General features: G+C 67.1%; 17 protein-coding genes. 12 read left to right on the top strand and 5 right to left on the bottom strand.

The genetic code is table 11. From position 1 onward, the window contains the following. On the top strand, positions 1–303 hold a 303-nt coding region (locus AC1DKQ_RS17140; protein ID WP_476919636.1), incomplete at its 5' end, for an HNH endonuclease. A gap of 506 nt (positions 304–809) precedes the next feature. Beyond that, a complete protein-coding gene (locus AC1DKQ_RS17135) occupies positions 810–1,193 on the top strand; it encodes a VOC family protein (protein ID WP_476885844.1) in 384 nt (127 codons plus the stop codon). 225 nt (positions 1,194–1,418) lie between these two features. Here the strand turns inward: AC1DKQ_RS17135 and AC1DKQ_RS17130 are convergent, their stop codons facing one another. Continuing rightward, a complete protein-coding gene (locus AC1DKQ_RS17130) occupies positions 1,419–3,959 on the bottom strand; it encodes a DNA gyrase/topoisomerase IV subunit A (protein WP_476919635.1) in 2,541 nt (846 codons plus the stop codon). A 67-nt stretch (positions 3,960–4,026) separates the two neighbouring features. Between AC1DKQ_RS17130 and AC1DKQ_RS17125 the strand changes: the two genes are divergently transcribed. The 3 genes from AC1DKQ_RS17125 (at position 4,027) to AC1DKQ_RS17115 (ending at position 8,876) form a co-directional block, all read left to right on the top strand. Beyond that, positions 4,027–6,738, top strand: a complete 2,712-nt coding sequence (locus AC1DKQ_RS17125; protein ID WP_476919634.1) for a bifunctional acetate--CoA ligase family protein/GNAT family N-acetyltransferase — start codon at positions 4,027–4,029, stop codon at positions 6,736–6,738. A gap of 97 nt (positions 6,739–6,835) precedes the next feature. Then, a complete protein-coding gene (locus tag AC1DKQ_RS17120; RefSeq protein WP_476885841.1) occupies positions 6,836–7,579 on the top strand; it encodes a DUF5998 family protein in 744 nt (247 codons plus the stop codon). A gap of 1 nt (position 7,580) precedes the next feature. Then, positions 7,581–8,876, top strand: coding sequence for an alkaline phosphatase family protein (locus tag AC1DKQ_RS17115; protein WP_476885840.1), 1,296 nt, complete (start codon positions 7,581–7,583; stop codon positions 8,874–8,876). Positions 8,877–8,970: 94 nt separating this feature from the next. Here the strand turns inward: AC1DKQ_RS17115 and sepH are convergent, their stop codons facing one another. Then, the gene (gene sepH, locus AC1DKQ_RS17110) at positions 8,971–10,413 is read right to left on the bottom strand and encodes a septation protein SepH (RefSeq protein ID WP_476885839.1); all 1,443 of its coding nucleotides are present in this window, start codon (positions 10,411–10,413) and stop codon (positions 8,971–8,973) included. 333 nt (positions 10,414–10,746) lie between these two features. On the opposite strand from sepH, the gene AC1DKQ_RS17105 reads away from it, so the two are divergent. Further along, complete coding sequence (locus AC1DKQ_RS17105) at positions 10,747–11,046, top strand: DUF4193 domain-containing protein (protein ID WP_476885838.1); 300 nt, start codon at positions 10,747–10,749, stop codon at positions 11,044–11,046. Between the two features lie 62 nt (positions 11,047–11,108). On the opposite strand, the gene AC1DKQ_RS17100 is transcribed toward AC1DKQ_RS17105, so the two are convergent. Next, positions 11,109–11,594, bottom strand: coding sequence for a DUF3093 domain-containing protein (locus tag AC1DKQ_RS17100; protein WP_476919633.1), 486 nt, complete (start codon positions 11,592–11,594; stop codon positions 11,109–11,111). A gap of 165 nt (positions 11,595–11,759) precedes the next feature. On the opposite strand from AC1DKQ_RS17100, the gene dut reads away from it, so the two are divergent. The 4 genes from dut (at position 11,760) to AC1DKQ_RS17080 (ending at position 14,583) form a co-directional block, all read left to right on the top strand. Then, on the top strand, positions 11,760–12,278 hold the full coding sequence (gene dut, locus AC1DKQ_RS17095; protein ID WP_476885836.1) for a dUTP diphosphatase: 519 nt from the start codon (positions 11,760–11,762) through the stop codon (positions 12,276–12,278). Positions 12,279–12,510: 232 nt separating this feature from the next. Then, complete coding sequence (locus AC1DKQ_RS17090) at positions 12,511–13,242, top strand: DUF3710 domain-containing protein (RefSeq protein ID WP_476885835.1); 732 nt, start codon at positions 12,511–12,513, stop codon at positions 13,240–13,242. Then, positions 13,235–13,684 (top strand): hypothetical protein, encoded by a 450-nt coding sequence (locus tag AC1DKQ_RS17085; RefSeq protein WP_476885834.1) that lies wholly within the window; start codon positions 13,235–13,237, stop codon positions 13,682–13,684. The genes AC1DKQ_RS17090 and AC1DKQ_RS17085 overlap by 8 nt, the downstream gene beginning before the upstream one ends. A 155-nt stretch (positions 13,685–13,839) precedes the next feature. Further along, positions 13,840–14,583 carry a DUF3159 domain-containing protein gene (locus AC1DKQ_RS17080; RefSeq protein WP_476885833.1) on the top strand — a complete coding sequence of 248 codons (744 nt, stop codon included), beginning with the start codon at positions 13,840–13,842 and terminating at the stop codon, positions 14,581–14,583. Between the two features lie 79 nt (positions 14,584–14,662). On the opposite strand, the gene AC1DKQ_RS17075 is transcribed toward AC1DKQ_RS17080, so the two are convergent. Together AC1DKQ_RS17075 and AC1DKQ_RS17070 are read right to left on the bottom strand one after the other, a co-directional pair. Further along, entirely contained in the window at positions 14,663–15,406 is a 744-nt protein-coding gene (locus AC1DKQ_RS17075; protein WP_476885832.1) for a potassium channel family protein, read from the bottom strand. Further along, positions 15,407–16,078 carry a potassium channel family protein gene (locus tag AC1DKQ_RS17070; RefSeq protein WP_476885831.1) on the bottom strand — a complete coding sequence of 224 codons (672 nt, stop codon included), beginning with the start codon at positions 16,076–16,078 and terminating at the stop codon, positions 15,407–15,409. A gap of 154 nt (positions 16,079–16,232) precedes the next feature. Between AC1DKQ_RS17070 and AC1DKQ_RS17065 the strand changes: the two genes are divergently transcribed. Together AC1DKQ_RS17065 and AC1DKQ_RS17060 are read left to right on the top strand one after the other, a co-directional pair. After that, positions 16,233–18,209, top strand: coding sequence for an APC family permease (locus AC1DKQ_RS17065; protein ID WP_476919632.1), 1,977 nt, complete (start codon positions 16,233–16,235; stop codon positions 18,207–18,209). After that, positions 18,206–19,585 carry a class I SAM-dependent RNA methyltransferase gene (locus AC1DKQ_RS17060; RefSeq protein WP_476919631.1) on the top strand — a complete coding sequence of 460 codons (1,380 nt, stop codon included), beginning with the start codon at positions 18,206–18,208 and terminating at the stop codon, positions 19,583–19,585. Before AC1DKQ_RS17065 ends, AC1DKQ_RS17060 begins: the two co-directional genes overlap by 4 nt. The last annotated feature ends 29 nt before the right edge of the window (positions 19,586–19,614 follow it).

Below are 19,614 nucleotides of genomic sequence, written 5' to 3'. Positions count from 1 at the left end.
CCGCCGCACATCCGCAAGGCCCTCACCGCCCGGGACCGGGGCTGCGCCTTCCCCGGCTGCACCATCCCCGCGCCCTGGTGCGAGGCCCACCACATCGATTACTGGTCCCGCGGCGGGACCACCGGAACCGAGAACGGAACCCTGCTCTGCTCCCATCACCACCACGTGATCCACAAGGAACACTGGACCATCCGGCTCAAATCCGGGATCCCCTGGTTCATCCCGCCACCCCACCTCGACCCCCGCCAACACCCCAGACGCAACCACTACTTCCGACCCACAAATCCAGTCGCTGCGGCCTGACAGGGCGCCGCAGAACATGACGGCAGCATGACAGGCGCCGCAAGATAAGATGCCGCGGGACACGGTGGCGGGGGATATGACGGCAGCGGGTCAGGGTGCAGCCGCCCAGGTGCCGCAAGGCAAGGTGGCGCAAAACAAGTTGGCGGGTGCATGACGGCAGCGAGCCAGACCGCCGCAGGACCGGCGCGGCGAATCACGCGGCGACGGCGACGGCGACGGCGATGGCCGAACGGCCCCGGGACCGCCGCAACCATTGCTTCCGGCCCGACGGCCTCATGACGGCCGTGTGTCTGCAGCCAGGGCTGCGACTGCGGCGCCCGCGGCATCACAACGTGGTTTCACAACGGCTACACGACTGCGGCCCCGGTCAGAGCCCGTGCATCCCGGAAAACGGCCCGCCCGCGCCGCCGGCCACCAGGAGAAACGCTCCTTGAGTTTCTCAGGTACGTGGGGCATATGGAGGAGTATTATTCCTTCCGGGGGGCGGGCCTGGAAAGAGAATAGCCATGCTCAAGGACAAGCAAGTCGGCGCAGTGCTACCGGCAGCGGACATCGCCCGTGCACGGGATTTCTACCGGGATAAGCTCGGACTCGAACCCGAAAACCCGGACGCCGACGACAACCTGCAGTACAAATGCGGCGGAGGAACCGCGTTCCTCCTTTACCAAACGTCCAATGCCGGAACAGCCAAGAACACGCAGATGGCCTGGTTGGTCGATGACCTTCCCGGAGCTGTTGCGGAATACCGTGCCAAGGGAGTCGTCTTCGAGGAATACGATTTCCCGGGTCTAAAAACCGAGGGCGGCATCGCCACCACTCCGGACGGAAGCTCGGCCGCATGGTTCCTGGACTCGGAGGGCAACATCCTGACGCTCGTCAACATGCCCTAGCGCCAACCGCTGGATGGCGGCACGGCCTTGCCGGGGACTGAGTTGCCGGACACGGTGCCAGGCCACAAGCCCACGGCGGGGAACGGACCAAAACTCCCGACAAGGAGCCCAAACACAAAGCCCGAACACAAGCCCGAACAGAAGGCACAAACACGAAGCCCGGCCGGATTGCGAAAACGCCTCCGGCCGGGCTTTGTGCGCCCCGGGCTTCGTGAGTGCGCGAAGCTACGGGTCCGTGCGGGCTTCCGGTTCTTCTGACCACGCCATGCTCGGTCCAATCGCGTCGATCGCCTGGGACAGCGGGATTCCGGAGCCGTCGCGTCGGCCATGCTCGCCGGGGAGTGAGCGCGCCACGCCGGCCAGGGAGGAAGCCTTGGCCGGACCGTGGCCGGCCCAGCCGAGGAGCAGCGTGTCCTCGCCCTTGAGGAAGCGGTGGGCGCGTACCCCGGCAGTGGCCCGGCCCTTGATCGGGTATTCGGCCAGCGCGGTGACCTTCGCAGCCCCGGGGGCCGTGCCCGGCAGGGCGCCGTCCGTCCCCGCGATGGTCACGACGACGGCGGCGTCGTCAGCAGGGCTGGAGGTCCCGAAGAACATCACCCGGTCCCCGGCGGCCAGCTTGATCCCGGCCATGCCGCCCGCGGTCCGTCCCTGCGGGCGGACGGCGGAGGCACTGAAGCGCAGCAGCTGGGCCTGGCGAGTGATGAAGACGAGGTCGTCGTCGTCGGACCCGGCGGGGGCAACGCCAACCACGGTGTCCTTGTCCTTGAGCGCGATCACTTCCCAGTCCTCGCGGTTCAGCGGATAGTCCGGCTGGACCCGCTTGACCACGCCTTGGGCGGTTCCAATTGCGAGGACCTGGTCAAGCGGCGCGAAGGCCACCAGAGACTCGCCCTTTAGCAGCGTGATGAAGTCCTTGGCCGCGACGCCGCCGGCCATATTCGGGGTACCCGATGTCGGGGGCAGTACGGGCATGTCCATGATTTGCAAGCGCAGCATGCGGCCCTGCGAGGTCACGGCTGCGATCTCGCCGCGGGCGGTGGTCTTGACCACGGAGGAGAAGACATCGTGCCGGGTCCGCGGTCCGGCCTCGGCCAGGCTGTCCTGGTTGGCGGTGCGGGCGATCTGCCCGGACGCGGTGAGGATGGCCCAGCAGGGATCGTCCGCGATCTCGAGGGCAAGCGGTGCGGCTTTGCCCTTGGTGCCGTTGGCTGCGCCCCCTGCGGCTGCCACGGTGGGGGAGACGGCCTCCGATTCCAGCAGCACGGTCCGGCGCGGCGTGCCGTACTTTTCCGCGATCTCGCCGAGTTCGTCCGACACCAGGGCGCGGAGCAGCACGGGAGAGCCCAAGATAGCCTCAAGCTCCGCGATCTCACGCCGGAGGTCCTCCTGCTCCTTCTCCAGCTCGACCCGGGAATACTTGGTCAGCTGCCGCAGGCGCAGTTCCAGGATGTAGTTGGCCTGGATCTCGGTGAGATCGTAAATGGACATCAGCCGTGTCCGGGCCGCGGCGACCTCGTCGGAGGACCGGATGATCTGGATGACCTCGTCGATGTCCACGATCGCTACCAGCAGGCCCTCGACCAGGTGCAGGCGGTCTTTCTTCTTGCCCAGCCGGAAGGCGGTGCGGCGCCTGACGACATTGATCCGGTGGTCCACGTAGACCGTGAGCAGCTGGAGCAGCCCGAGGGTCTGCGGCTGACCGTCGACAAGCGTGACGTTGTTGATCCCGAAGGAGTCTTCCATCGGGGTGTAGCGGTAGAGCTGCTGGAGCACGGCGGTGGGGTTGAAGCCGTTCTTGAGCTCAATGACCAGCCGCAGGCCGTGTTTGCGGTCCGTGAGGTCCACGACGTCGCTGATGCCGGTGAGCTTCTTGCCGTTGACGGCGTCCTTGATTTTCTCGATCACCTTCTCCGGCCCCACCATGTAGGGCAGTTCCGTCACCACCAGGCCGGTGCGGCGGGCCGAGAGCTGCTCGATGTCCACCTTCGCCCGGGTCTTGAAGGAGCCGCGGCCGGTGGCGTAGGCGTCGCGGATGCCGTCCAGGCCTACGATCCGGCCGCCGGTGGGCAGGTCCGGGCCGGGGACGAACCTCATGACGTCCTCAAGGGTGGCGTCCGGGTTGTCGATCAGGTGCCGGGCGGCGGCGATGACTTCCACGAGGTTGTGCGGGGCCATGTTGGTGGCCATGCCGACGGCGATGCCCGTGGCGCCGTTGACCAGCAGGTTGGGGAACGCGGCCGGCAGCACCTCCGGCTGGGTCAGCTGGTTGTCGTAGTTGGGAACGAAGTCGACGACGTCCTCGTCGAGATGGTCCGTGAGGGTCAAGGCCGCGGCTGCCAGCCGGGCCTCCGTGTAGCGGGGGGCCGCGGGGCCGTCATCGAGCGAGCCGAAGTTGCCGTGCCCGTCGATCAGCGGCAGCCGCAGGGAGAAGTCCTGGGCCATGCGCACCATGGCGTCGTAGATGGCGGCGTCGCCGTGCGGGTGCAGCTTGCCCATGACCTCGCCCACCACGCGGGCGCTCTTGACGTGGCCGCGGTCCGGGCGCAGCCCCATGTCGGACATCATGTAGAGAATTCGCCGCTGGACGGGCTTCAGTCCGTCGCGGGCGTCCGGGAGGGCCCGGGAGTAGATCACCGAATAGGCATACTCGAGGAACGAGCCTTCCATTTCGGAGGTGACATCGATATCGACGATGTTCTCTACGAATATTCCTGCGGAATCCGGGCTGGTTTCCCCTGCCGGGGGCGTGGTTTGGCGGCGTGCCATAAGGCTGGTGGATCCTTCTGAGGGGTGCTGAACGGGTACTTCGTAAGTTTATGACTAGGCTAAGCCTATGGTGGATCAGCCGGCGGACGGCGTATATCCGGAATATTGGGAAGCCGATGTTGTCCTGCGCGACGGCGGCACAGCGCATGTTCGCCCCATCCACCCCTCCGATGCAGATGCGGTCCAGGCTTTCCACGTGGGCCAGTCCCAGAAGTCCATCTACATGCGTTTCTTCGCCTTCAAATCCAAGCTTTCCAGCAAGGAACTCAAGCGCTTCACCGAGGTGGACTTCAAGGACCGGGTGGCCCTGGTGATCACCATCGGCGGCGAAATCCTGGGCATCGGCCGCTATGACCGGCTCGACGAACCCTCAGAGGCAGAAGTCGCCTTCAATATTGCCGACGCCCACCAGGGCCGCGGCATCGGCTCGATCCTGCTCGAACACCTCGCCGCCGCCGCCCGCGAAAACGGGATCCGCAAATTCAGCGCCGAAGTGCTCCCCGAGAACCGCAAGATGCTCATGGTCTTCTCCGATGCCGGCTACGACGTCAAACGGCACTTCGACGACGGCGTGATCAGCCTTGAGTTCAACATCGACCCCACCGACAAGTCCCGCGCCGTGATGGAATCCCGCGAGCACCGCGCCGAGGCCCGCAGCATCCAGGAACTGCTCGCCCCGTCCTCCGTGGCGGTGATTGGCGCCAGCCGCAAGTGGGGCACCGTGGGCTACCAGCTCCTCGAACACGTCATCGAAGGCGGTTTCAGCGGCCCGGTCTATGCAATCAACCCGGAGGCCCTGGAACTCGCGGGAATGCTCTCCTTCGCCCGGCTCTCCGAGGTCCCCGGCCCGGTCACCCTCGCCATCATCGCGGTCCCGTACGACGAGGTCCCTAAAGTGGTCCAGGAATGCGCCGACGCCGGCGTCAAGGGGATCGTGGTGGCCACCGCCGGGTACGCGGACGACGGCGAACGCGGTCTGGCCCGCCAGCGCGAACTGGTGCGGCAAGCCCGCGCCAACGGCATGCGCGTGATCGGCCCGGCATCGCTGGGCATCGTCAACACCAACCCGACCGTTTCCCTCAACGCCTCGATGGCGCCCGCCCTGGCCCGCCGCGGCGGCCTGGGGCTGTTCAGCCAGTCTGCCGCGATCGGCGTCTCCCTCTACGCCGCCTCCAGCCGCCGCAGGGTGGGCATCTCGACCTTCCTTTCCGCCGGCAACCGGGCAGACGTCTCCGGCAACGACATGATGCAGTACTGGGAAGACGACGCCGACACCACGGCGGTGGGCCTGTACCTGGAATCGATCGGCAATCCGCGCAAGTTCTCCCGGCTGGCCCGCCGCCTGGCCCGGACCAAGCCCGTGATCGTGGCCAAGTCCGACGCCATGGGCCTGAACCTTCCGCCCGGACACGCCGTCCGCACCACCCAGGCGCCCCCGGAGGCGCTGGACGCCATGATGCGGCAGGCCGGGGTGATCCGGGTTGAGACGATCGAAGAGCTCATGGACGTCGCCCAGATCGTGTCGAGCCAGCCGCTGCCCAAGGGCGCCGGGATTGCCGTTTTCAGCAACTCGCGCGCCCTTGGCAAGGTGGTCGCGGACAGTTCTGCCCGTCAGGGGCTCGGGGTAGAGCGGATTGTTGCCGACGTCGACCTCGAAACCGGCATGTCCCGGGCGCTGCCAGCCCTGCGACGCAGCCTGCAAGAAACGCTCACCCCGGATACCGTGCATGCGGCGGTGGTGGCGTTGCTTCCGGCACGCGGCCTCACCGTCGAAAAGATCGCCGGCGTGCTGGCGGAATGTTCCTCTGCGGCCGGCAAACCGGTCGTTGCCGCCTTTAGCGGAATCCTTGATCCCTCCATATACGTGGAAGGCATGGTCGGCGCGGAACCGGATCAGCCACACCAGCCCCTGCTTGCTCCGCCTGTTCCGTGCTACTCCAACCCGGGAGCGGCGGTGGCGGCCCTGGCCGCCGTCGTGCGTTACGCCCAGTGGCTGGACCGGGATCAGGGCCTGTTTGTGGAACCCGAAGGTTGCCACCCGGAGGCTGCCCGGGCGGACCTGGAGCAGCTGCTGCACAATGTGGGCGGCGAGCAGCTCGTCCGGCTGGACCAGGACACGGCCGCGCGGCTGCTGGGCCACTACGGCATCCGGCTGGTTCCGTCCGTCGGGTTCGAGACGGCGGAGGAGGCCGTGGCAGCGGCGGAGCAGCTCGGCTGGCCTGTGGCTCTGAAGACCACGGATCCCGCGCTGCGGCACCGGCTGGACCTGGGCGGTGTGCGGCTGGACATCCAGGACGCTGATTCGCTGCGGCGCAACGTGCTGGAGATGCGCAAGTCGCTGGAGAGGTACGGCTCCCCGTCCCTCGAAGTGCAAACAATGGTGCCCGTGGGGCAGGCCTGCACATTCCGTGCCATCGAAGACCCGCTGCTGGGCCCGGTGATCTCCTTCGGCCTGGCCGGCGACGCCGTGAACCTGCTCGATGACTGGGCCCACCGCGTGCCGCCGCTCTCCGGTTCCGACGTCCAGGACTTTATCCGAGCGCCCCGGGCCTCGCGGAAACTCTTTGGGTATCAGGGCCTGCCCGCCGTAGATGTCGCGGCCCTGGAGGATCTCGCCGCCCGCCTCACGAGGCTGAAGGACAACCATCCGGAGATCGCGCTGGTGCACTTCAATCCAGTCCTCGCCGGGCCCGACGGCGCCTCGATCCTTGCCGCCGACGTCAGGATCGCGAACGCCGCCCAGCGGACGGACAGTGCGCGCCGGGCGATGCGCAGCTAGGCTCCCTGCTTGCGGTGTACCGCAGGCCGCCGCAGCCGGCGTCCGTTTCCGGGCCGGCAGTTAGCAAGTCCCCTACCGATCTGTGAAAATGGAGACTATGAGCTCCCAGCCTCCAACACCCAAGCCCCTGGCGACCGCGCCCGCACGCCAGACCGCGCACCACCACGGCCTCCATGACCACAGTGCGCAGGGCCAGAGCCTGGAAGGGGCCCTCCAGCAGGCCGGTTTCTACCCCCGGCTCGTGGCTGACGTCGTCGCCGATGCCCTGGACGGCCGCGACTGCGTGGCCCACCTGGTCCATCTTGAGACCCACTTTGATCGCGCCGAGGTCCGTCGCCACATCACTGTCCTGGTGTTGACCGATGACATGCTGGTCATCACCCATGTCGATGACCAGCAGCTCGACGACGCCGGTGAGCAGACCGTCGCCCAGGTGTCCACCGAGTCCGTCCCCGTGACCCAGATCCGCTCGGTGGTCCTGAGCTATGTCTATGCCCAGCCGCAGGACTATAAGCCCTCCGACCCTGTCCGGGAGCTGACTCTGTCCATCGCATGGTCCGGCGGCCAGCGCCTGGACATGGGCCCGGCCAGCTGCGGGGACCCGCAGTGCGAGGCCGATCACGGCTACAGCGGCACCATTGCGCAGGAAGACATCGTCCTGCGGATCAGCGCCGAAGCGGACGGTCTGCAGGCCGTGCAGGACGCCAAGCTGTTCGCCCGCGCCTTGCGTGCAGTGAACACCGGCTCCGCGGCCCCGGTCCCGCACAACGGGCCCGGTTTGCCGCCCCGACCGCGGATGGGTGTGTTTGGAAACCGCCTCAGCCGCGGCCACCAACGCTGACATGGCTCGCGTCCGCCAGCCTGAAGCCGCCCAAGATCAGCTGCCAGATCCGGTGCTAAGGCCCTCCCTTGCCGGCACCGGTGCCGCCTTGCCCGTCCCGGTGGCCGCTGGCGCCGGCCCCTCCCCGCTCCCTGCGGCCCCGGCGTTCGGACAGCGGTCCATCGCCGAGGTAATGACCAGCGCCGCGGCAAGCCTGGGCGTCCCCGGATTCGAGAACAAGCTGAATCTTCCGCCCGCCAAACGCGTGTGCGTGGTGCTGGCCGACGGACTGGGTCGGAACCTGTTGAAGCAGAAGATCGCCCACACCCCGTTCCTGCGGACTGTCCTGCAAGCCGGCCAAGGCCAGGTGCCCGTCTCGCTGGACTCCGCATTCCCGTCCACCACCGCGGCTTCCCTCGCCAGCTTTGGCACCGGACTGTCGGCGGGCCAGCACGGCATGGTGGGCTACGACGTCCTGGACCCGGATCAGGACCGCGTAGTGAACATGCTGAGCAACTGGGACGCCGGCGTGGACCCGCGGACGTGGCAGCCGTTCCCCACCGTGTTCGAAAGAGCCGCTGAGCACGTCGATGTCACCACCGTCAGCCTCCCGCAGTTCAGCACGTCGGCCATGACGGAGGCGGCGCTCCGCGGAGGCCGTTTCATCACCGGAACCACCTCGCATGCCCGGACCGAAGCGGCCGCCGAGGCCATGGCCGGCGCCGGGCCCTCGCTGATGTACTTCTATGTCAATGAGCTCGACAAGGCCGGGCACCGCCATGGCTGCCAGTCACCTCAATGGGAGTACCAGCTCGAAGAACTCGATGCCACGGTGCGGCGGCTCAGCGCCACACTGCCCGCCGGCACCACTGTGCTGCTCACGGCGGACCACGGAATGGTGGATGTGCCCGAGTCGCAGCGGATCGATTACTCCGCGGAGCCGGCACTCCTCGTGGGCGTCCGGCACACCGCGGGCGAGCCGCGGATGGTCCATCTGTACCTCGAGGATAGAAGGGACGACGCCGCCCGCGCCGGCCTGCTGGCGAACTGGCGGGCCCGATTCGGGGACAGGATATGGGCTTTCACCCGTGAGGAAGCGATCGCGGGCGGGCTTTTCGGCGACGTGCGGGCCGAGGCCGCCTTGCGGATCGGTGACATCATGATCGCCGCCCGGGACTCGCTGGCGCTCTACGATACGCGCAGGGTCCGGCCCACTGCCTTGGAGGTGGTGGGCCAACACGGGTCCCTGACGAAAGCCGAGCGGGAAGTCCCGCTGCTCTACTTCCAGGCAGACGGTAAGAGAGCGCCGCGCCGCTGACGTACCGGGCCCGAAATTCATGCCGTAAATTCTGGCCTAACACGGGCGGCTCAAACCCTGCAACGGTTCGCGGCTGGCGCCCTAACTATTGCTCTTACTGGTCGTTGCGGGTTCCGAAGACGATTTCGTCCCAGCTCGGAACGCTCGACCGCTTCGGCTTGGTGGGCTGGCGCTCCGGCTGCTCTGTGCTGGCGTCGATCCGGCCGGCGTCGTTCCGGCTGGCGCCGTGTGACTCGCGGTGCTGCCGTCGGGACGATCCGCCGCCGATCAATTCATCCAGGCCGGGACTGGGCGTGGGGGATTTGGCCACAGGGCGCAGTTGCGAGGCCGCGATGGTGACTTCCCGTGTCTCAGTGCTGACGCCGTCGTGCAGTTTCAGTGCATCGTCCTCCTCCTGGAGGCGCGGTGCGAGGGTTAGCCGGGAAAGCATTGACGGCCTGCCATCGCGGCGTCGCGTGAAGGCATCGGTTTCCGGGGCTGCGGCCTCGAGAGCCGGAACCTCCCGCTGCCCTGCATCTGATGTGGCGGAGTCGGATTCGGCGGGGACGGCTTCGGCGGAGTCGAGATCGTCAGCCGTAGCGGCTTCGGGGAAGGACTCCGGTTCCGACGCTTGTGGAACCTCGGGCACCTCAGACGGACGGGGGTGGGCCGCGGGAACGCCGGTGGTCAGGAGCGTGGCCAGGGCGTCGTCCGCGTCCTCGTCCACTCCGATCCGCTGTCCGCGGCGGGACCGCAGCATATCCAGCAGCCCGTCGGCGTCCTGCTCCTGGTGGATCCGGTCCTGCTGAAGCAGCATCTGGTGAATAATGCTGTGCTGGCCGGTCGCCGTGCGGGCCGCGGCCTCAGCATCAGTTTCAAAGTCGAAGGGCCGGTCGGAGACGGCCGTGAGGCGCCGCGTCGGCACGGGGCCTTCAAGCGGCTCGAGTTCGCTCAGCTGCTGCGCCCAGCGGTTGGCGTTCTGCAGGGACTTCCGGGCGGGATGGAAGGTCCACATTGCCGGCGGCTCCTCGCCGATCCCGGCGGGGCCGCCAGGCTTGGGCTCGAAGCGAGCCACAACGTTCCAGCTGCCGTCGGGACGTCGCCAGGAATCCCACTCCAGTGTTGAGGGTTCCACGCCGTAAGCCCTGAGGCGGTGCTCCACCATGTCGCTGAGGGATGCCGGGTTTTCGCCGAACACGGACCGGTAGACGTCTTGGCCAGGGGCGGGGGATGCCACCTCCACCTTGCGGGCCTGCTGGGCGATGTACTCGCGCTCAGCCAGGACCGGGCCCTCATAGCGCTGGACTTTCTCCAATGGAATTCCGGACAGCTCCGCCACCTCGGCGGCGGTGGCTCCGTTGCGAATCCTGGTCTGGATGTCGCGCGGAGACATGGCAATAGGAGGCGCGGCCGCGCTGGACGCGGTCTTCGCCGACATCCGGCTGGCTGCCACCCTAAGTGCTTCATCGATCGGCAGCTGGAACATCTCGCCGCCGGTGCCACTCAACAGGAGATGCTCTCCGTCGTCGTGGACGCCTACAAGCCGTAGATCCTGCATACAAATCCTCCACCCTGGCATTACTAACAATCGAAACTCTGCCACCAGCGGGACACATTTCGGGTTAGGACAGCAGGCGCGCCGTGATTTTCCGCGACTTTCCGCGACTTTTCGCCGAATTTTTCCCGTCTGCGGAAGAGATCGTGGAAGGGACACCGGCGGGCTCTGGCATTCGGGAGGCGCTTAAGCAAAAATGACCCGACACCGGGCACAAAAACCGCATGTCCGGTGTTGTCAACGGTGAACCGCTCCCGGAGCCCAGGGTTACCATCCCGGCGGGCCATCCTGAAACGGCGAATCAACCGAACGAATGCGGAGTGTGAGCAACAAATAATGGCGACTGATTACGATGCGCCGCGCAAGACCGAAGAGGACCTCAGTGAGGATTCGATTGAGGCCCTGAAGGCGCGGCGTACGGAGAAGCCTTCCGCCGTGGTGGATGAAGATGAGTCCGACCTTGCCGAAGGCTACGAGCTCCCCGGCGCTGATTTGTCTGGGGAGGAACTGCTGGTCCGGGTCCTGCCCGCCCAGGCAGATGAATTCACCTGTGCCTCCTGCTTCCTCGTTCGCCACCGTTCGCAGATTGCCCGCGAAAGAGATGGCCTTAAGTACTGCAAGGATTGCGAGGGCTAGGCAGGCGGCAGCCCTGGTTGTGAAACGCGACGGTTTAAGGGCGGTGAGGAAACGGGCAGGAACTAGGAGTTGAGCGCGGCGATCAGTTGCTCCGGGTGCCGGGTGGACGTGAGCCAGTACGGGGTGCGATCCGAGGGGTCCTCGATCTCGATCCGGACCACCGGATCCACCCAGCCGCGGATACACAGGAACGCCAGCCCGTTGAGCCGCGTGCCCCGTTCCGCCGTCGCTTCCTTGCCGCGGAACGCCGTGACTTTGCCCAGGAACCCGCGTTCAATCGAGGCCCTGCCCACCTTCAGGGTGGTCCTGGTGACAGTGATTGACGGTGTGGACAGCACCAGCAGTACGGCGATGACGATGAAGATCACGATGGCCGCGGTAATGCCGGCCCAGATGCTGATGGGCGCCAGCATGAGGATCCCTGCGCTGGCGAACAACGCCGACACCAGCCAGATCCAGAAGTTCGGCCAGAGCTTCTCGGCGTAAAGGACGGTGGAGTCGCTCGGGGCGCTCTTCGGGGCAGGCGCAGCTGCGCTGGATTCGGGCATAAGCACAGCTTTTCATCTTTCCCTGGCTATTTCACCTCGGCGCCTGTCCGGCGCCCACGCCCCACCATCCCGCATCAGAGCCCGCTGCAATCGCGCGGGCGGCGGGCGCGGGAAGGCCGGCGGCGGCTAGGACGAAGTTCCGTGCGGGCGTTAGAGTGAGGGACTGTGACTGAAGAAAACACCGCCGTCGCCAGTGCCGCCTTGACGGCCAGCGACGCAGCCTACGGAACGCCCACCTTGACGGTACAGCTGAAAATGCTCGACGACGGGCTCGAGCCGCCGTCGTACGCGCACCCGGGCGACGCCGGAGCCGACCTTCGCGCCCGTGAGGACGTGGTCCTCGCACCGGGGGAGCGCCGCCTCGTTCCCACCGGTGTATCGATTGCGCTCCCGGATGGCTTCGTAGCGCTGATTCACCCCCGGTCCGGCCTCGCCACCAAGCACGGACTGACGGTTGTGAATGCTCCCGGCACGGTGGACGCCGGCTACCGCGGAGAAATCGCGGTGACACTGCTCAATACGGACCGGGACGAGGCGATCGAGCTCCGTCGCGGCGATAGAATTGCACAAATGGTCATTCAGCGTGTGGAGTATGCCAGGTTCCTCCCGGTCGATCAGCTCGACGGCTCGGTTCGCGGCGGGGGAGGCTTCGGCTCTACCGGCGGTTTCGGCGGACCGGCCTGAGCGCAGGCCCCGGCCTGGCCACGGGAGCCATTCGGGATTTTCAGCGCCGCACGGGCACTGAAGCAACACGGGCACTGAAGCAAGATGGGCACTGAAGCAAGACAGGCGCTGAAGCAAGATCAGCGGTGCAGGAAAAATGAGCAGGCGGCCGCAGGGTAGCGGGCGGTCACGCGGACAGGCGCCAGGATGGCGCCGGGCGGCGGCACAGGATCACAACTGAAGGAGACACCCCATGGTTTTTGGGCGCGGCAAGAAAGCCAAGCAGGAGCAGCCGACGGAGCCGGGCGAGGCCACGGAAGCTGCCGTTGACGCCGCCGCGACGCCGGCCGGGAACGCAGCCAAAAGCGCCGGCCGGGCCGCGACTGGTCCCTTCGACGTCTCGGAAATCGATGACCAGGACGGGTACGTGGACCTCGGTGCGTTGCTGATCGCACCCCGTGAGGGCCTCCAGCTCCGCCTGGAAGTTGAAGAGGCGAGCCAGCGCGTCGTCGCCGTCACCATGGACCTGGAAGGCTCGAGCCTGCAGCTGCAGGCCTTCGCCGCACCCCGTTCCGAGGGCCTGTGGGATGAAATCCGTGAGCAGATCGGCCAGTCGGTCGGCAGCCAGGGAGGCCAGGTCGAGGAGGTCGAGGGCAGCTTCGGCACCGAGCTCGTGGCGAAGCTCCCCGCCGGCGGCGGCGACGGCAGCCAGGGGTACCGCGTGGCCCGCTTCATCGGCGTCGACGGCCCGCGCTGGTTCCTCCGTGGCGTCTTCGGCGGCGAGGCGGCACTGGACCGCGACGCCGCGGCCGGGCTGGAAGGGCTTTTCCGGCAGATCGTCGTGGTCCGCGGCGAGAATCCGATGCCGCCGCGTGATCTGCTGCAGCTTCGCCTGCCCAAGGACACCTCGCCCGCCCCGTCGCCGCAGGCGGCGCCCGAATTCGAACAGCCGGAACGCGGACCGGAGATAACCCAGATTGGCTGATGCCGCCGGCAGGAAAGCCGCCGCCGCTATGTCGGTCCGGGACCTGCCGGACCGTGGGCGGGTGCTGTGCCACGGCTTCATCGAGTCCGTCACATACGTGCCCGCCACCCAGGTGGCATCCTTCATCGCGATCCTGATCGATCGCGATACCCCTGCTCCCGTCACCCGCTTCCCGGGTCTTGGTGCCAAGGCCGGAGCCGCAGCGGCCAGCAGCGTGCCCGCGAACGGCGTGTCCACCCACCGGGTGCGTCCGGGCGCGCAGCGCCAGCGGCCCACTGGCCCCAAAGAGCGGCTGCGCGTTGTTTGGCTGGGCCGGCGCCGGATCCCCGGTGTCGACGCCGGCACGGAGCTCAGGCTCGAGGGCATGGTCACCATGCGCGACGGGCTGCCCACGATCTTCAATCCCCGTTACGAAATACTGTCCCGCCAGGAGGAGCAATGACCTTGCCCGAACACCCCGAGCGGGCCCGCCCGGACTGGACACAACCGGACGGGACACACCAGGACGGGACAGGAGAGAACCGGACACAACAGGACGGGACACAACAGAACCCAGGCCAGCAGGAACCGCGGGAAACCACAGGCGGTAACCGGGACATGTCCCCACCTGTTGCTTCCCAGCCCTCCCAGCCCACGGTCGCCCGGCCCACAGTCTCGCAGCCAAGCGTCGCCCAACTTGCCGAAGACTATGCGGCCAAGGCCGGTCTGCACCGCTCAAGCAACGGCAACATCGACGTGCTCAAGAGCGCCGGCGGCATCCAGGGCATCGCCGAGAGCATCCTGCCGGGCCTCGTCTTCCTGATTGCCTTCACCATCGACAGGGAAAACCTGACCCTGGCCGTCATTGCTTCCCTGACGGTGGCCGCCGTCTTCACCGTGGCACGGCTGGTGCAGCGCAAGCCGCTGACACAGGCGCTGGCGGGGTTCATCGGCGTCGGACTCTCCGCATGGCTTGCCACCTCGACCGGCAAGGCAGAGAACTTCTACGTGCTGGGGTTCTTCACAAATGTCGGCTACATCCTGGCCATGTCCATCTCCGTGGCCGTGCGCTGGCCGATCGCCGGACTGCTCTTCGGCTTCATCCGCAACGAGGGCGTGGAATGGCGCAAGGACCCGAAGCGGGTCAGGGCCTACAGCGTCGGCACTTGGGTGATAGTTGCCGTGCTGGTCCTGCGGCTCGTGGTGCAGGTGCCACTGTACTTCATGGGGGAGCAGGGCCTGGCCGCCCTCGCCACCACCCGGCTCATCATGGGCGCACCGCTCTACATCCTGGGGATCTGGATTGCCTGGCTGCTCACCCGGCCGGCCCCGGTGCCCGCCGGCGCAAAAGAGCCCAACTGACCCTATGCTCTATCAGATATGGCCGTCCCCAGCTCTGGGAACGGCCATATCTGATAGTGCAACTGTGGAGCGGACGGCCCTAGCCGTCGAAGCCGTCGTCCCCGGCCGGCTGGGTGCCGTGGCCGTGCTGGTCCGAGGTCACCGGGTGCTGATCCTCGAGCGGGGATTCGGGTGCCAGCAAAGCGCGGAGTTCGTCCTCGGCCGCGATCGTGGTGACGAAGAACAGTTCGTCGCCGCCGTCGATCACGTCATCGCGGCTCGGCGTGATGGGCGCCTGGTCCCGTAGGATCGCCACGAGCGTGGAGTCCTCGGGCCACTCGACGTCGCCCACGGTCAGGCCGATCACGTGGGAGTCGTGCGGGACCGTGAACTCCACCAATGAGGACACCCCGGTCTGGAGCGTCAGGAGCCGGACAAGGTCACCGATTTCCACCGCTTCCTCCACCAGCGCGGTCATGAGCTGCGGGGTGTTAACCGCGACGTCGACGCCCCAGGAGTCGTCGAACATCCAGTCGTTCTTGGGGTTGTTGACCCGGCCGACGGTGCGCCCGACGCCGAATTCCGTCTTGGCCAGCAGCGAGACCACCAGGTTGACCTTGTCGTCACCGGTGGCGGAGACCACGACGTCGGCGTCCTCGAGTTTGGCGTCCTGCAGGGTGCTCAGCTCGCAGGCATCACCGACCAGCCAGTGCGCGCCGCGCAGGCCGCTGCGGCCGATTACTTCCGGCTTCTCGTCGATCAGCAGGATTTCGTGCTTGTGGGCCAGCAGCTCGCGGGCGATCGAGGAACCGACGCTTCCGGCACCGACGATGACGACTTTCACTCAGGACTCCTTGGCGGGGGATTTGGCGAGAACATGGCCGATCTCGGAGCTGCGGTCCACGTTCAGCATGGCGTGGACGGTGTCGCCGTCCTGATAGGACGTGCCGGCAGCGGGCAGCATGCCCTCGCCGAACCGGGTCAGATACGCGATCCGGATGCCGGCCGCCTTTTCGATCGAGGAGATCGGGTGCCCGATCCAGTCGGGGTTGAGGTCAACCTCGGCGAGGACCAGCCGGCCCGAGGGCTCCCGGTAGTCGCCGGCGATGTGCTGTTCGGGCAGGATGCGGCGCAGCACCTGGTCGGCGCTCCAGCGGACCGCGGCGACCGTGGGAATGCCGAGACGCTGGTAGATTTCGGCGCGGCCCGGGTCATAGATCCTGGCCACCACATGAGGAACGTGGAAGGTCTCCCGCGCCACCCGGGTGGCGAGGATGTTTGAGTTGTCGCCGCTGGAAACGGCGGCGAAGGCATAAGCTTCCTCGACGCCGGCCCGCTTCATCGTCTCGCGGTCAAACCCGACCCCGGTGACCTTCCGTCCGGAAAACCCTGTGCGGAGCCGCCGGAAGGCGCGGTCATCCTGGTCGATGATGGCCACCGAATGGCCGGCGTCCTCGAGCGTGTGTGCCAGGGTTGACCCAACTCGGCCACAACCCATGATCACGAAGTGCGCCACATGGGCCTCCTCTTGGTTCTGCGTCTGATACTGGGTAAAACTCTACCGGCCAGACGGCGTCGGGAGGCCAAGGCCACGGGGCGCCGGGCAGCGTGCTTGCGGACGCCAACATCGCCGTCATGACATCGCGTCCGAATCAGACTAGTTTTGTCTGGTGCTGACAATTTTCAATGCCGTGAAGCGGGTGCTGGTAGGCAAGCCCTTCCGGAACGACCGTCTGGCCCACACGCTCTTGCCGAAGCGCATCGCGTTGCCCATTTTCGCCTCGGACGCCCTGTCTTCGGTGGCTTATGCCCCGGATGAAATCCTCCTGACCCTGGCCTTGGCCGGCGTGAGCGCGGTGGCCATCGCGCCGTGGGTGGGCCTCGCCGTCATAGTGGTGCTCCTGACCGTTGTGGCCTCCTACCGCCAGAACGTCCACGCCTACCCCTCCGGCGGCGGCGACTACGAGATCGCCAACGTCAACCTCGGCAAGTATGCAGGCCTCACCGTAGCCTCGGCGCTGCTGGTTGACTATGTGCTGACCGTGGCCGTGTCCATGTCGTCGGCCGCGACGTACCTGACCACCGCCGTGCCCTCCCTGCACGGGAAGCAGGCAGCGATTGCCACGATCGGCGTCGTGATCCTGGCCCTCGTGAACCTGCGCGGCATCAGGGAGGCCGGCAGCGTCTTCGCCGTCCCGACCTACATCTTCATGGCCTCGATCCTCGGCATGACCGCCGTCGGTGTCTTCCAGGCCGTCACCGGCCAGCTGGGGCAGGCGCCGTCGGCAGCGTTCGAGATCGTGCCTGAGCCCGGCTTCGACGAAGGCCTCGTCGGGCTGGCCGGCGCGTTCCTGTTGCTGCGCGCTTTCTCCTCCGGCGCCGCGGCCCTGACGGGCGTCGAGGCCATCAGCAACGGTGTGCCCAACTTCCAGAAGCCCAAGAGCAAGAACGCCGCCACCACGCTGCTGCTGCTCGGCGTGATTGCTTCCGCCATGCTCGCCGGCATCATCTACCTGGCCAACGCCACCAAGGTGCACATCGTGCTGGATCCGGCCACGGAGTTCCTCCTGAACGGCAATCCGCTGCCAGAGGGCTATATCCAGAACCCGGCCATCAGCCAGATCGCGCAGACCGTCTTCGGTGCGGGCTCCATCCCTTTCTATATCGTGGTCGCCGCCACCGGCGTCATCCTGGTGTTCGCCTCCAACACGGCGTTCAATGGCTTCCCGGTGCTCGGCTCCATTCTGGCCCAGGACGGCTACCTGCCGCGCCAGCTGCGCACCCGTGGCGACCGGCTGGCCTTCAGCAACGGCGTCCTGGCCCTGGCCGCAGGCGCCCTCGTCCTGATCATCGCGTTCAACGCCGACGTGACGAAGCTCATCCAGCTCTACATCGTGGGCGTCTTCATCTCCTTCACGATGAGCCAGCTGGGCATGATCCGGCACTGGGGCCGGGAACTGAAACTGTCCAAGGAACCTGCCGTGCGGCTGCGCATCATCAAGTCCCGGACTATCAACACCCTGGGCTTCTGCATGACCGCCCTGGTTCTGGTCATTGTCTTGATCACCAAGTTCTCCCAGGGCGCCTGGATCGCGCTGCTGGCCATGTTCGTGCTGTTCCTGATCATGTGGAGCATCCGGGCACACTATGACAACGTGGCCAAGGAACTCGCCGTGGACGAGGACTCCTCGCCGCGCGCCCTGCCCACCCGCGTGCACGCCGTGCTGCTTGTCTCGCACGTGCGCAAACCGGTCCTGCGTGCCCTCGCCTACGCCCGCGCCTCCCGCCCGTCGCGGCTGGACGCCATCACCGTGGACATCAGCTCCGAGGAGACCGAGGCGACTGTGGCGGACTGGGAAAAACTTGAAATCCCGGTACCCCTGACCGTGCTTGCCAGCCCGTTCCGCGAAACGGTGACACCGATCATGGAGTACATCAAGAACATGCGCCGGGATTCGCCCCGCGACCTGATCGTGGTTTACATCCCGGAGTACGTCGTGGGCAAATGGTGGGAGCAACTGGTCCACAACCAGACCGCGCTGCGCATCAAGACCCGGCTGCACTTCGAGCCTGGCGTCATGGTGTGCAGTGTGCCGTGGCAGCTGAAATCGTCCGAAGAAGCCCAGAAACTGCAGGATATCCAATGACCCCCGACACCCGGACGCCCACCCACACCGATCTCGTCGTCGACGTCGGGCCCGTCGCCCACGGCGGGCACTGCGTGGCCCGGCATGAAGGACGCGTCGTGTTCGTCCGGCACGGCATTCCCGGCGAAAAGGTCCGGGTCAGGCTCACCGACGACGGTCCCGCCGCCAAGTTCTGGCGGGCCGATGTGGTGGAGGTCCTGGAGCCCTCACCGGACCGCGTGCCGCACTTCTGGGACATCGCCGATTCCGCGCGCTCCTGGTCGCACCGGCATCCACCCGTCGGCGGCGCCGAACTCGGTCACATTTCACTGGCCCGGCAGCGCAGCCTCAAGGCCGACGTCCTGGCCGAACAGCTCAAGCGGCTGGCCGGCGTCGAACTTCGCCCCGACGTGGAAGCTGTCGGCCTGGCCGCCCACGACGGCACCACTGACGACGCGCCCGAGAGCGGCGCTGCCGTGTCCGGCCTGGGCTGGCGGACACGTGCCGGCTTCGCCGTGACACCGGCCGGCAAGCTGGGCATGCACGCCCACCGTTCCGATGCCATCCTGCCCGTGCGCGAAATGCCGCTGGCCGTGGCGGGCATCAACGCGCTCCGGCTCTGGGAAATCGACTTGCAGGGCATCGACCGCGTTGAGGTGGCCGCCCCGGCGAACGGGTCCAGGCCGCTGGTGCTGCTGGTCCCCGCCCCGGGCACCCGGTCCAAGCGGCTAAGCGGGATCCTGGCCCAGTTGCCGGACGACGTCTCGGTGGCCAGCTTGGACCCGGCCACCGGCGAGGTGCTGCAGCTGCGCGGCCGCACCTACGTCCAGGAGACCGCGGTGGGCCACGACTACCGGATTACCGGCGACGGCTTCTGGCAGATCCACCGGGATGGCCCGGAGACGCTGGTCGGGGCCGTCACCAGTTTCCTGCACGACGGCGGCTTCCTCGCCCCGGGCTCGGTGGTGGCCGACCTGTACGCCGGTGCCGGGCTGTTCACGGCACCGCTGGCCGATGCCGTGGGCGTGACCGGGTCCGTGCTCTCGGTGGAGGGGGCGCCCGGTACCAGCCGCGACGCACGCAAGAACCTGCACGACGCCGCCCAGGTGGAGATCGTGCAGGGTCGCGTGGAACGGGTGCTGCGGCAGAAACCGCGCAACTTCGACGCCCTGATCCTGGACCCGCCGCGCGCCGGAGCCGGCAAGGCGGTAGTCAAACAGCTGATCGACGCCGGCCCGCGGGCCGTCGCGTATGTCTCCTGCGATCCGGCGTCGTTCGCCCGCGACCTCGGCTACTTCCGGCAGGGCGGCTGGGGGATGGCCGGGCTGCGTGCCTTCGACCTGTACCCGCACACCCATCACATGGAGACTGTGGCGTTACTGACTCCCCAACCGTGATGCCACTAGGATGGGCCTAGTAGTCCGTC

The sequence above is a fragment of the Arthrobacter sp. 05L421 genome (genome assembly GCF_056397785.1).
This window is presented reverse-complemented; position numbering and strand designations above follow the sequence as displayed.

Coding starts and splice junctions, on each gene's coding strand:
- AC1DKQ_RS17135 (WP_476885844.1), top strand. CDS start 810: ATGCTCAAGGACAAGCAAGTCGGCGCAGTGCTACCGGCAGCGGACATC.
- AC1DKQ_RS17130 (WP_476919635.1), bottom strand. CDS start 3,959: ATGGCACGCCGCCAAACCACGCCCCCGGCAGGGGAAACCAGCCCGGAT.
- AC1DKQ_RS17125 (WP_476919634.1), top strand. CDS start 4,027: ATGGTGGATCAGCCGGCGGACGGCGTATATCCGGAATATTGGGAAGCC.
- AC1DKQ_RS17120 (WP_476885841.1), top strand. CDS start 6,836: ATGAGCTCCCAGCCTCCAACACCCAAGCCCCTGGCGACCGCGCCCGCA.
- AC1DKQ_RS17115 (WP_476885840.1), top strand. CDS start 7,581: ATGGCTCGCGTCCGCCAGCCTGAAGCCGCCCAAGATCAGCTGCCAGAT.
- sepH (WP_476885839.1), bottom strand. CDS start 10,413: ATGCAGGATCTACGGCTTGTAGGCGTCCACGACGACGGAGAGCATCTC.
- AC1DKQ_RS17105 (WP_476885838.1), top strand. CDS start 10,747: ATGGCGACTGATTACGATGCGCCGCGCAAGACCGAAGAGGACCTCAGT.
- AC1DKQ_RS17100 (WP_476919633.1), bottom strand. CDS start 11,594: ATGCCCGAATCCAGCGCAGCTGCGCCTGCCCCGAAGAGCGCCCCGAGC.
- AC1DKQ_RS17090 (WP_476885835.1), top strand. CDS start 12,511: ATGGTTTTTGGGCGCGGCAAGAAAGCCAAGCAGGAGCAGCCGACGGAG.
- AC1DKQ_RS17080 (WP_476885833.1), top strand. CDS start 13,840: ATGTCCCCACCTGTTGCTTCCCAGCCCTCCCAGCCCACGGTCGCCCGG.
- AC1DKQ_RS17060 (WP_476919631.1), top strand. CDS start 18,206: ATGACCCCCGACACCCGGACGCCCACCCACACCGATCTCGTCGTCGAC.